This window comes from Croceimicrobium hydrocarbonivorans, from assembly GCF_014524565.1.
Lineage (GTDB): Bacteria > Bacteroidota > Bacteroidia > Flavobacteriales > Schleiferiaceae > Croceimicrobium > Croceimicrobium hydrocarbonivorans.
In genome coordinates, this window is sequence record NZ_CP060139.1 from 3,624,770 (window position 1) to 3,637,408 (window position 12,639).

General features: G+C 37.5%; 14 protein-coding genes and 1 pseudogene. All 15 read left to right on the forward strand.

Annotated elements, in window-relative coordinates; translation table 11 throughout:
• Nucleotides 1-69: 69 nt before the first annotated feature.
• Nucleotides 70-432: a hypothetical protein gene (locus H4K34_RS16290; RefSeq protein ID WP_210758452.1), complete on the forward strand. Its 363-nt coding sequence runs from the start codon at nucleotides 70-72 to the stop codon at nucleotides 430-432.
• Between the two features lie 175 nt (nucleotides 433-607).
• Nucleotides 608-1,306: an SMI1/KNR4 family protein gene (locus H4K34_RS16295; protein WP_210758453.1), complete on the forward strand. Its 699-nt coding sequence runs from the start codon at nucleotides 608-610 to the stop codon at nucleotides 1,304-1,306.
• Nucleotides 1,307-1,315: 9 nt separating this feature from the next.
• Nucleotides 1,316-1,573, forward strand: coding sequence for a hypothetical protein (locus H4K34_RS16300; protein WP_210758454.1), 258 nt, complete (start codon nucleotides 1,316-1,318; stop codon nucleotides 1,571-1,573).
• Nucleotides 1,574-1,994: 421 nt separating this feature from the next.
• Nucleotides 1,995-2,549, forward strand: a complete 555-nt coding sequence (locus H4K34_RS16305) for a 2OG-Fe(II) oxygenase (protein ID WP_210758455.1) — start codon at nucleotides 1,995-1,997, stop codon at nucleotides 2,547-2,549.
• A gap of 174 nt (nucleotides 2,550-2,723) precedes the next feature.
• On the forward strand, nucleotides 2,724-3,272 hold the full coding sequence (locus H4K34_RS16310; RefSeq protein ID WP_210758456.1) for a hypothetical protein: 549 nt from the start codon (nucleotides 2,724-2,726) through the stop codon (nucleotides 3,270-3,272).
• Between the two features lie 335 nt (nucleotides 3,273-3,607).
• On the forward strand, nucleotides 3,608-4,840 hold the full coding sequence (locus H4K34_RS16315) for an erythromycin esterase family protein (RefSeq protein ID WP_210758457.1): 1,233 nt from the start codon (nucleotides 3,608-3,610) through the stop codon (nucleotides 4,838-4,840).
• Nucleotides 4,841-5,168: 328 nt separating this feature from the next.
• Entirely contained in the window at nucleotides 5,169-5,267 is a 99-nt protein-coding gene (locus H4K34_RS16320; protein WP_210758458.1) for a ribbon-helix-helix domain-containing protein, read from the forward strand.
• A 52-nt stretch (nucleotides 5,268-5,319) separates the two neighbouring features.
• A complete protein-coding gene (locus H4K34_RS16325) occupies nucleotides 5,320-5,586 on the forward strand; it encodes a transposase (RefSeq protein WP_210757338.1) in 267 nt (88 codons plus the stop codon).
• 77 nt (nucleotides 5,587-5,663) lie between these two features.
• Nucleotides 5,664-6,404, forward strand: coding sequence for an IS3 family transposase (locus H4K34_RS16330; protein ID WP_246452228.1), 741 nt, complete (start codon nucleotides 5,664-5,666; stop codon nucleotides 6,402-6,404).
• Between the two features lie 41 nt (nucleotides 6,405-6,445).
• Nucleotides 6,446-6,607, forward strand: a pseudogene (locus H4K34_RS16335) (type II toxin-antitoxin system ParD family antitoxin); the annotation flags it as partial.
• The gene (locus H4K34_RS18155; RefSeq protein ID WP_322107633.1) at nucleotides 6,600-6,767 is read left to right on the forward strand and encodes a type II toxin-antitoxin system RelE/ParE family toxin; all 168 of its coding nucleotides are present in this window, start codon (nucleotides 6,600-6,602) and stop codon (nucleotides 6,765-6,767) included. The pseudogene H4K34_RS16335 and the gene H4K34_RS18155, both read left to right, overlap by 8 nt.
• A 527-nt stretch (nucleotides 6,768-7,294) precedes the next feature.
• Nucleotides 7,295-9,946, forward strand: a complete 2,652-nt coding sequence (locus H4K34_RS16345) for a TrlF family AAA-like ATPase (protein ID WP_407644583.1) — start codon at nucleotides 7,295-7,297, stop codon at nucleotides 9,944-9,946.
• Between the two features lie 659 nt (nucleotides 9,947-10,605).
• Nucleotides 10,606-11,070 (forward strand): TIR domain-containing protein, encoded by a 465-nt coding sequence (locus H4K34_RS16350; protein ID WP_246452142.1) that lies wholly within the window; start codon nucleotides 10,606-10,608, stop codon nucleotides 11,068-11,070.
• A 4-nt stretch (nucleotides 11,071-11,074) separates the two neighbouring features.
• Nucleotides 11,075-11,566: a toll/interleukin-1 receptor domain-containing protein gene (locus H4K34_RS16355; protein WP_210758461.1), complete on the forward strand. Its 492-nt coding sequence runs from the start codon at nucleotides 11,075-11,077 to the stop codon at nucleotides 11,564-11,566.
• A 99-nt stretch (nucleotides 11,567-11,665) separates the two neighbouring features.
• Nucleotides 11,666-12,637 (forward strand): caspase family protein, encoded by a 972-nt coding sequence (locus H4K34_RS16360; RefSeq protein WP_210758462.1) that lies wholly within the window; start codon nucleotides 11,666-11,668, stop codon nucleotides 12,635-12,637.
• Nucleotides 12,638-12,639: the final 2 nt, after the last annotated feature.

Consider the following 12,639-nt stretch of genomic DNA (forward strand, 5'->3'; position numbering starts at 1 on the left):
CCTAAGCCATTCACGGAATTGATTAGAAAGCGCTTATAACTTAGCAGCTCTTATCTAATTTTAAAGAACATGAAGAAAGCTCTGATTTTTCTGGTCCTCATTTTAATGGTATTAAGTTCCTGTGTTGGACCCCAAAGTGAGAATGAGAAGAATCCTCCTTCGACTTCAAATAACCAGGCGGATCAAAATTTTAAGGAGGTTCTGGCAGAAATAAAAAGCTCTGAGATTTACGAGAAATCAGAAAATTGGTTGGCACGGGGTTTAAATCCATCTGACCAAAAAGTGATTCGAATTTTACGCAGGGCAACGGATGATTTTCTCGAGAAATTGGAGACCATCTATTTCTCCAATGAATCACGCCCTACTAAGCAGCGACAGATTTCTCGAATTGTTGATGAACTGCCTTGGGATGAACTTGATACGGAAGAATGAGAGTTTATGGCTGATAGCTTAGCACCTGCCATTGAGGCAGCGGGATTTAATCCCTGGGCGATCTTTTAATGTCTACTGATATTGAGGGTTTCAGAGCCCAATCGGATACGTAATTACCAGAAATACTGTTGTAGAAAATAAACCTAATGCTATGAGTCCGAAACAAGAGTTAGAATTGATCCTTTCCAAGGAATATGAATCGGAAGACGGTGATTTATTCCAAGTAGAATTAATGGAAGGAATGACGGATCATGAAATAGAACAGTTTAAATCTCAACTTCCAAACAACAGCATCCCGCCAGAAATCGAAGCTTTATTAAGGTTCTCTAAAGGATTTGATTTTTTCGGACTGGATGAAATTCGCTTTGATGCCTTTGGATATTTCGGATTTGAGGAGATGTTCCCCTATTCAATTCAACTGGCAGGAGATGGATTTGGGAATTTTTGGATTTTAGATATTGATTCAAAAGGTGGTTGGAATTCAGTCTATTATGTTTGTCACGATCCGGCCGTTATTATAAAGCATTCCGAAAATTTATCTGAATTCATTAAGCATCTTGATGATTTTGGGCAAAATATGGGGCAATCCTATTTGGATAATATTCATGACAAGACGGTATGGGAAATTTGGAATGAAAAAGTCGGCTTAATGGAAAGCAATAAAAAGGAATACGACTTTGAAAAGGGATCAATTGAACTACCAGAAAGCTTTTTCGTAGCAGATTTGTCGGAAGCGGAAATTGGAAGTGGTTTTCCTTGGGGGAAATCAGGTCCGAAGCCCAAAATTATTAGGCCCAATGATGAAGCAATTTGGATAGTTGAGCAGCGACTAAAACAAGGTTTACTAGCTAGGCTTTTTAGAGGAAATAGATAAAACTCAAAGATGAATCCCAAAAACTATAAAATCCCCACTATCCTGGCTGTATTGTACTGGATTCCGGCTACCCTCTATTTGTTTTCTGACGCCGGTACCGGTTCCAATAGCTTTTTAGTCCCAGGCTGTATTTTGGGTTTTGCCTTCGGCTATGGAGGTAGTTTGCTCTTAGCATTGCTAGGGCAATTGATCAATTTGATAGTGCTGATTTTAATTGGGAGCTTGCTTTATGAGCCTATACGAAGAATGAGGGCAAATGAAAAGTAGATTCAATGTTTTTAGGGTACTAGCAATCTTTGTATGTACGTTTTTATCCCCTGCATTGCCTATTGGTATTATAAGTGGGACAAACTTGAGTTTTGAGGAGCAATTCGCTTGGACCCTGTTTTTTAGCATATTGATGCTAACTACGTTTATCTATATATGGACCTTGTTTTTAACTCGTTTGGTCGTGATTCAAATAGAAGGTCAAACTCTGATATTTAAAAATCTGATTAGCCGAAGTGAAAAGAAAATGGAGATCTCCGAGAATTTGAAAATAAAGTACTCTGCATGGTTTGATACCACGGTTTTTCTTTTGTTTAATCAAAAGGTTCGAGTAACAAATAGCCTATATAAAAACCTAAATGAGCTAATTGAAATTATTAAGGAAGAGACTAAATGAGCTTATTTCCTCAATCGCAGGATCATGAAGGAAAAACAACAAATAAAACATAGCGATTACATCTTTACGATTAAGGAGTTTTGGAGCCCTAGTCAATGCGAGGATTTTATAGCAAAGAGCGAAGCTCTGGGCTATGAGCAGGCAAAAGTTCAAACCGCAATTGGCGAAAAGCTTGTTGAAGCGGTTCGAAATAATCAACGCGTATTGTTTAGGGATCGTGAATTGGCGGCCGAATTATGGTTGCAGGTGAAGCCCTTTGTCCTTTCCAAATTGGGTAATAGCATCGCCATTGGTTTAAATGAGATGTTCCGCTTTTATAAATACCAAGCTGGCCAAGAGTTTAAAAAGCACCGTGACCAAAGTTTTATTCGAAACGAAAGTGAATCGAGTTATTTTACATTTATCATATATCTGAATGAGGGATTCTTAGGAGGGGAGACCGAATTCAAGGAAGTGAAAATCATCCCTAAAACTGGAGATGCGCTGCTCTTTTTCCACGATCTGGAGCACTCGGGTAATCCTATAGATGAAGGCGCCAAATACCTGCTTCGAACGGATGTGATGTACCGATTGGAATAGTTTGCATTGCTTTTAGAGCGCATTGAGATCTATATAAGTGCCATTGAATCGTTTATCGGAGCACAGTGATTTGAAAATAGCCAGAGAGTTGTATTAATTATAGCAATGAGTAAGACACCAAATTTTGGAGTATTTAATGATTTCTGGAATGGATTTCCAAATCATTTACCTTTCATGACTTTAATTGAAACTCCCTACCAGCCGGAAGAATGGAATCTTACCAAAAGTATTGAAAGACTTGATCATATTGTTTCTGAAAGCTCTGGTTCTCAAATAGCAAATGGAATCAGACTATTGCTAAAAAACGAAGATTGGAGGCCACATTTAGTTGCTGCCTTGGCAATTCTAAAAATTGACAAAGACTTACAGTTTGAATTGAAGTCTAATTTATGGTCTCGTCTAAAGTCTGGATCTTGGGTAAGTCCTCAAATTCTGGTAATTCTTTCCCTTATCGATTCTGAGTTTAATTTAAAGGCAAAGGAAATTTGTGAAAATGGATTTGAGATTTCCTATTCCGAAATGCCGATGCACGAACATCATTTCGCAAGAGGACCAGCAGGTCTAAGGGTTGATAACAAGAAAGTTGTTGCTTCAGTTGAATATCTTCTGAATGGAGTTATTATCGATTCTAGAGAAAATGATAATGGTGGCTCCCTAGCAAAAGGTTGGAAGGAAAACCTTTTTAAATTGATTGATAATAAGCGGTTTAAGATTAAGAAATAAGATCACTGGCCATTTCTATGTTCCAAGAATTCTGCCTAAACAATCCATTTCCCAATTCTGGTTGGCGGCTGGGTAATTTAGTTCGGGATTGTCTATTGACTTGGTTAATAGTGACTGCAATATTCATAATCGCGAAAAGAAGGAAACCTAAATTACTTTAGATGTCAGTTAGGCAGAAGGCATAATAGCAAGATGGATTAAGGAATTTAAATATCTAATACTCTGATTGGACTTAATACCAAAGCCTTTCATTTGTAGTAGTAAATTACCTTTACGAGGGGAGGTGAGCTTGAAAGAAAGCTTATATTCAAGATTAAATCCTTAAAAAGAAAGCCATGAAATACATTTATTCCTTTTTATTTCTTGGAATATTGAGCTCATTAATTTCCTCTCAATGTAATTCAGAATTGAAAAATTATTCTGTTGGGTTTAAGGAGATAAAGGCTAGTTCATTTTCTTTTCTGGACAGCGCGCTAAATGAGGTTAGGATTGTTGGATATGGTGAAGATACTCACGGTACTGCGGAATTCACATTATTGGCAGAAGAGCTAATGGCCTATTTAAAACAGGTTCATGGCTTCAATATCCTCATTATAGAAACTGGATTTGGTGAAGGGAAATATCTAAATGATTACATCCAGGGTAGAAGAGATGATTTAATAAACATTTTAAGAGAACACAATTCATCTTGGAGGTATCAAACAAAAGAGTTTTGTCATTTAATGAATCGGTTGAAGGAATACAACAAAAGCCATTCAGATAAGATTTATATATACGGTTGTGAGATGCAGTATGTTATTTCAGATGTCAATAGAATTCGAGAATACCTTAGTTTGGTAGATTCTGATTATGAGATATATGGCTTTGAAAAGCACTTGTGGCAAGCAATGGAAGAAAGTGAGAAAAGCAATTATTACATTTCTTACACTAAATTAAAAAGACACTTTTCCGATAGTTACGAAACTTTTGTAAGCAAGACATCAGAAAGAGAGTTCATCTTGGCCTATCAGCATATTGCGGTATTGGGGCAATTCGTATCTGCGATTATTCAAAGTACTGAGCAAAGAAAACATGACTTCAGGGATGTTTATATGGGGGAAAATATTCAGTGGATTTTGAATTACCACGGAGAACAGTTAAAAGCACTTTATTGGGCGCATAATGCCCACGTTGGAGATTGGGTTGATAATGGAATTGTGGACGTTGCCGGACATCAACTAAGGAAAATGTATGGAAACGCTTATTTTAATATAGCAACCGATTTTGGAACCGGGGAGTTTTTAGCTTTTTCACAAGATTTCAAAATGGAAACCTATCGTTACGATAGCGTTTTCGAAAACACCTTCACAAGGTGTTTGCAAAATTTAGGAAGCCCGAACACCTTTCTCAATATCCGCAAAGCAAGAGAAAACCAGAATTTAGCCGAATATCTGAATTCAGAATTCACCACAATGAGTGGTGCGGGGGCTCAAGCCAGAAAGAGTAAAACGGAAACAAAGGAGATTGGAAAAGCATTTGATGCTCTTATATATCTAAACAAATCCAGTAAAATCAACTGGATGGAATAATGAAGCTTGTACAGGCTGGGCTAGCCTTATTTGGGTCTTTCAGCGCGGAACTCGTGACTACGTGCCACCTATAGCTTCTAAGTATTATTTGAATGCTGGAGAAAGCTACAATGCTTAAGAAGGTTATTATCCGCACAATCTAGGTTTCGATTTCTCCAACACCCAGTTCAGTTTTATCAGCGCTGCTCGGCCTATATCCAAATTTAGATAAGCATTTCCCTTCGTTGATAGCTTCATGTAGGGGAAGACGAATATTGAATGCTAATCCAGAGTAAAACAGTTTATAGTGGTTACCAATTTTTGGTAAATTTGATTCAAAGCAGGCACCATGAAAAATACCTCCGTTTCCTTAGGGACTTATTTTGATCACTTTGTTCAAAGTCAAGTTTCCGAGGGTCGATATAAGAATGTAAGCGAAGTGATGTAAGTCCCCCAAAAAATCCAACAGTTTAAAAGTGTGTAAATTTAAACTGTTGACTATGAAAAAATCAAGATTTAGTGAAAGCCAGATCAGCCAGGCTTTAAAGGAGCATGAGGCTGGTAAGAAAGTACAGGATATCTGCAAGGAGTTAGGTATAAGCGCCAATACTTTTTATATCTGGCGCAAGAAGTACGGGGGCATGGATTCAGCAATGCTACGCAAGTACAAGGAGTTAGAGCGAGAAAACACGAAGCTAAAGCAGATGTATGCGGATTTGAGCTTAGACCACAGGATCCTTAAGGATGTGGTGGAAAAAAAGCTCTAGGGCTCTGTCAGAAGAGGTTTTTAGCAAAGCAGATTAAAGCGGATTACGCTGTCAGTACTGCCAGGGCCTGTAAAATCATTAGCCTTGAGCGCTCTGGATATTACTATATATCCAAGCGAGACGATAAGGAGGTAGAGGAAAAGCTACGCTGGTACGCGGAGCATTATCCTGCGCGTGGCTGCCCATTTTATACCAAGCGTATTCGTAAAGAGGGTTATGCCTGGAACAAGAAACGTATCCGCAGGGTGTACATCAAACTGGGGATGAACAAGCGCAAGAGGAAATGGAAGCGACGTATTCCTAACCCTGACAAAGAGGTGTTGCTGCAGCCTTTAGCTCCTAACCTATGTTGGAGTGCCGACTTCATGCAGGACCGCTTAGAGAATGGTGTGAAAATGCGTGTGCTCAACATTATTGACGACTACAACCGCGAAGCTTTGGCTTGCAAGGTATCCAGCAGTTTCCCTTCCGAACATGTAGTAGAGCAATTTGAGCAGCTAATAGAGTGGCACGGTAAGCCATTTACCATAAGAACTGATAACGGAACAGAGTTTATGGCAGAAGCCTTTCAAAAGTTTTGCAAACGACATCAGATAAAACACTTAAGAATACAGAAAGGAAAACCTATGCAGAATGGCTTTTGTGAACGCTTTAACCGCACCCTGAGAGAAGACGTGCTCAACGCTTATCTCTTTGAAACGAAGACGCAGATGCAAGAGTTAATCAATCATTGGATGGAAGACTACAATCAAAACCATCCGCATTCTTCTCTTGGAGACATGTCTCCAAGAGAATTTAAACAAAGGCTTATTGCCTAAAATCGATAATTTAGACCTGTTGGAATAATGGGGGACTTACAGTGATCCGGGCTGGACTTCGACTTCTGGAAAATGAAGAGAACAAAGCAATCGCTTTGAAAAGAGCGATAGAAGAAGGTATTGATAGTGGAATTGCTTCTGATTTTGATCGAGATCAGTTTCTTAAAGACTTGAAAAAGTCTGCCGAGAAATCAAATGGCTAACTTTCAAATAACAAATAAGGCCCTTGAAGATTTAGCCAGCATTTGGGATTATACCCTTCAGGAATGGTCCGCTAAGCAAGCAGAGCATTATTACAATATGCTTTTAAATACCTGTCAGCATATTTCAGAAAACCCAAAGCTTGGTAAGAGCTATGAATAAATTACAGCCGGCTTATTGGGTTTAAGGACCAAGAAACATATCATCTTTTATCGACTCATTCCTAGTCAAGCCTTGGAGATAACGAGAATTCTCCATGCACAATTGGATTTGAAGGAAAGATTGAAAACCTAAAGCGGCAATAATAGACTAAAGTCTGCTCTGAACTTAAATAAACTTAGTTGGAATTTAATAGACAGCTGCATCGTCTTAGTCTCCAATTCCCTCTCAAATCTCACTTCTCACATCTCACTACTCCTAAGGGAAATTCCCCCATCCCCAAAAAGGATATTCCCTCTTTTTATGTAAGGTAAAAGCGTAGCTTATTGGTTTTGGGTATTTTAGAGTGATCTTAAATACTGGCATAGTACTCATCTAGCCGCAATTGAATGAAGTATGGAGCTGTCTTCTAAGGATTAACTGAAATTTTGAATTATCCTTAAACGAAGTTCTGTTTTTGTCTGAATAATGAGGGATATGTGGAGTATTTTAAGGAAAACAACAAGTTGGTGGCAAGCTAAAAAAGAAACATTATGACAGGAGCAAGATTTTTAAGAGCAGATTTACATATTCATTCGTATGGTGAGTTCGGCTCTTATGATGTAACTGACCACACAATGACTCCTGAAGCGATTGTTGACAAGGCAATTGAAAAAAACTTGGGAATCATAAGCATTACCGACCACAACGAGATACAGAATGTTAACACAGCACTTAATCATGCCAAAGGAAAGCCTATACTAGTGATTCCAGGTATTGAAGTAAGTACAACACAAGGACATCTTCTTCTGTATTTTGAGACATTCAAGAATCTGCGGGATTTCTTTGGAAAACTAACCATAAGTCCTGACAGGAAAACATGTAATCAAGGTATCGCAGAGTGTTTGGATTTAGCATATCAGCATAATGGATTAGGCGTTCTAGCACATATAGAGCTTGAATCAGGGTTTGAAAAAACAATTGGAAGGTTCGGGCCACAGATAGAAGAAGTAATGAAACACCCGAACCTTAAAGGGTTAGAAATTTCTTCTAAAACTAGTCTAGATAATTATACTGACAAAGACACAGATGATAATCGCAAAAGGTTAATTAAATTAAGGAGAGAGCATTTAGAGTTAGAAGTAAACATTGATTTACCAAAACTCATGTCTTCAGATTCCCACACATTGAACAAACTTGGTGTTAATGCCGATGGTGAAAAAAAACTTACTAGAATTAAAGTTGATGAACTCAACTTTCACTCTTTTAAAATTGCGCTATTAAGTCATGAGTCAAGGATTCGGTTAGAAGATCTTATTCCAGAACAAAGACCCGTTCTACGAAGTATAAAGCTTGATGGTGGCTTACTTGATAATGTAGAGATAGAATTAAGTTCCAATCTAACTTGTATAATCGGGAGTCGTGGGGCAGGAAAATCGACCCTTCTCGAGGCAATTAGAGAAGCATCAGGCAATACTTCCAAAGCGAAGGTTGTCGATTCTGATGTATGGCCACAGGAAATAAAGTTAGTATATGAAGACGAAGCAGGTCAGGTCATAGAATTTAAAAGAGATAAAAACGATAGCCTACAGAACATTTCTGACCCGATAAATGGTATCACCAAAGTTGACATTGAAAGTTACGGACAAGGTGAAACTGCAAGTACAATCCAACATAGTGATGAAAACCCTAGTGTTTTAGTGTCATTTTTGGACTCCTTCTTAGAGCTCTCGATTCTAAAAGCTGAAGAAAAAGACGTAATTGAAAAGCTCATAGAAAATCAAAGTGAATCTAAAAAGCTTCGAATTGAATTACTAGGTCTTCCGGAAACCAAAAAAGCACTTTTAAACGAGCAAAAGAAACTAACCAGTTTACAAAAAGAAAAAGCTGGCGAGCTAGTTAAATTTCAGAACGCTCTTATAAAAGAAAGAGAGATTAGATCATCTCTAATTGAAGATTTAAAAAATCTAATTAAAACCTACCGTGAAATCTTGAATGATAGTTCAACTTTTGAATCTTTTGAGAGTCTATCAGAAGATGAAATCGTAGTAGGTAAAGACTTTTTCAATCGTGTAAAAGAGATTGTTTCAGAGTTTTCGGTAATAGTCAAAGAGAAGTCCAAAGAGCTAAATACTGCCCTTACTGAGAAAGTTGAAGATTTAAAGGCTCAATTAAAATCTTGGTCAGAAAAGGAGAAGGAAATTCAATCTAAAATAGATTCAAAAAAGAAGGAGTTGGAAGACCAAGGCATTCCTTTTGACTTGGGTAAAATCAACCAAATATCAAAAGATATAATTCATTATACGGCTCGGGTTAAAAAGTTAGAAGCTAGCAAAAAGCAACTCGAGCAGTATGAAAAAGAAAGGAAAGAGTTAATTCAACAGAGAAAGTCACTAAAAGACAAAATATATTATAAACGATTTGCATTTGCTCAATCGATAAACAGCAACCTTAAAAATACTCTTGACGGCCTCTTTATTGACGTTAAATTTGAACAAGGTAAATATTCAAATGTCTTTGAAAATGATCTAAAGTCAATGATGGATTGGAGAACTTCTCAAGTCCCAAAATCTCCCCAAGTTGTAAAACAAATAACTCCTTTGGAATTGGTTGAAGCTGCCTTGAAAAATGACCGAGCAAAATTGGAATCTATCCAAGACTCAAATGGCAACCAGCTCCTAACGAGTTCAGAGATATCTACGATGATTCAAAGATTAAAGAACGAACATAGGTATGAAGATTTTGAGAGTATAGAATTTGATGATTTACCAAGTATCACTGTAACAAAGATTTTTAAGGATGATGGAAGTAAAACGATAAGAAACTCCAAAACCATCTCTCAGTTATCTCTCGGTCAACAACAATCTGTTTTACTTGCAATTTTAATGCTTTCTAAGAGCAAGAGACCCTTAATCATTGACCAGCCAGAAGACAACCTTGATAGCGAGTTTATTTTTAAAACGATCGTTATAAATCTCAGAAAAATTAAAGAAGCTCGTCAAGTCATTATTGTTACGCATAATCCAAACATTGCAGTATTAGGTGATGCCGAATTAATTATACCACTTAAAAGTACAAGCGTCAAATCACATGTAATGGGAGAAGGTTCCATTGATCGTGGAGCGACACGAGAGATTTGTTGTGAAATTCTTGAAGGCGGTAAAAGTGCATTCAAACAAAGACAGGAAATCTATGGAATATAAAAAAAAGCCAGCCTCCAACAATGGCTATCCGTAATGCGGGTTTTGGTGGTAAATTGAAAGTAAATGAATATTAGCAAACATATCGGTAGGGGACAGTGAAGTGCTCCTTAATCTCGCACTGCGCATGGCTAAACCGTTATGCCTAACTGAATAATCATAAGAATCGAGGAACTTATAAAAGCAAGAGCTATTTTATCCAAGCTTGACTACAAAACCTTAAGTAATATCTTAGATTCTTAAGTGCCTTGAATCCCTCTGAGTATCAAATCTCACTTCCCACTTCTCACTTCCATCCTCCAGGAAAATCCCCCATCCCCCAATAAGGATATTCCCTCTTTTTAAACAAGGTAAAAGCTCAGCTTATTGGTTTTGGGTATTTTGGGCTGGTACTAAATGCTGGAATAGTACTGATCTAGCCGCAATTGAATGAGGTATGGAGCAGGGTACTAAGGATTAGCTGAAATTTTGAATTATCCTGATATGAAGCTCTGTTTTTATTTGGAAAATGCGGTATATGTGGAGTATTGGTAAGGATAAAAACAAGTTGTATGCCATGCAAAAAAAGCCGCCCGCACTATTAGCGCATTTGGTTTTTTTGCCGACACACAGTTAAAAGCTGAAAGAGTAAAATGAATGAGAACAAAACATAAAAGTCAAGTATGTGGCCAGTAATCATTGGAGCGGGTGCTGTTGCTCTTCTTCTAAAAGCACTATTTGAAAATGAAAAAGATACAGGCAAGGAGATGAAGAAACGCATCTTTATCAGCTTTGCCATAGAAGATGAGAAATACAGGGGTTATTTGGTGAAACAAGCCAAAAACGAAATGTCGCCTTTCACATTTGTAGATATGTCAGTGAAGAAGCCATGGGACGAGAAAATTTGGAAACAGAAATGCCGTTCCAAAATAAAGTCATGTGACGGGATGATAGTCCTTTTAAGCAAAAATACTTGGCATTCGAGTGGCACACGTTGGGAAATAAAATGTGCAAAAGAAGAAGGTTTGCCAGTAATCGGAATGCACATCAAAAAAAACGATCAAGGAGCAATTCCACCAGAATTGAGGGGTAAAAAAGTAATCACATGGTCTTGGGATAATTTAGCCAAGGTCATTAAAAGGATATAAAATCATGGGTATTTACAGTAGTGCAGAACTAAAAAGTATTGCAACAAAAAAACAGAGGTTATTTGAAAAAAAAATGTTTAGCGCTAGGGATGTTCCAGTAACAACAAAATTTGACATTTTTTTATCCCATAGTTTTCTAGACAAAATGGAAGTTCAAGGACTTTATCAGGAGTTGACAGATTTTGGATACTCTGTTTATGTTGATTGGATAGTGGATCCTCACCTTGATAGGACCAGGATTACTAAAAAATCTGCAACTCTTGTAAGAGATAGGATGAAAAATTCCAAAACGCTTCTTCTTGCTATTTCTACAAATGTCGCAATGTCTAAATGGATTCCTTGGGAACTGGGGTATGTAGATGGTAATACAAATAAATGTGCAATCATACCTGTATCAAAGGAAGGTACTCCTCCAAAGTCATTCAAAGGTTCGGAATATCTTATTCTATACCCATTTATAAAAAAAAATACCCCTGAAAGGCACCAACGAAGATAAACTATGGGTTATCGAGAGTGAGTTTTCGTATTCACAATTCGATTCATGGTTTAAATCAGGGGTAATTATAGGGAATCGAAGCGTAAATATTTTCACCATATGAGAAAAGCACTTGTAATAGGAATAAACAACTACTCTACAGCCGAATTGTATGGGTGTATCAATGATGCTTCTGCTTTTGGAAATACATTGGAAACTAATGGAGATGGCTCTCCAAATTTTGATGTTCGTCTACTAACTGATGTTCCAACAAAAGGAGAATTAAAAGGACACATCAAAGAACTATTCGCTGGAGATTGTGAAACGGCTTTATTCTATTTCTCTGGTCATGGATTTTTTGATGATACTGGAGGTGGAATAATCGTAACTCCTGACTTTAAAGCAAATGATGAAGGAATTTCAATGGATGAAATCTTGAATATTGCAAATGAATCAAAAGCCAAAAACCGTGTTATAATTCTTGACTGTTGCCATTCAGGAGCATTCGGCACACCCAAATTAGGTGGTAATCAAAACGCTCAAATCGGAGAAGGGGTCTCAATTCTCACAGCGAGTAAGGAAGACGAGCCTTCTATGGAAGTTAACGGACACGGTGTTTTCACAAATCTTTTGTTGGATGCATTGCAAGGCGGAGCAGCAGATTTGAGAGGTCATATTACACCAGGTAGCATATACTCCTACATTGACCAAGCTTTGGGTCCATGGGATCAAAGACCGGTATTTAAAACAAACATCACCCGCTTTACATCATTAAGAACAGTATCACCCCAAGTTTCGCCAGAAATTCTTAGAAGATTAAATCAATACTTTACATCGCCTGAAGAACAGTTTCAGCTTGATCCATCATTTGAGTTCACTAATGACCCTGCTATTGAACATGAGTTTGCAGAACCTTATGCAAATGAGAATAATGTTGTTGTCTTTAAGGATCTACAAAAGCTAGCAAGTGTTGGATTAGTTGTTCCAGTTGATGAACAACATATGTATTTCGCAGCAATGCATTCAAAAACATGCCGACTCACAGCACTGGGTTATCACTATTGGCGACTAGTAAAAGACAAAAGAATTTAAAT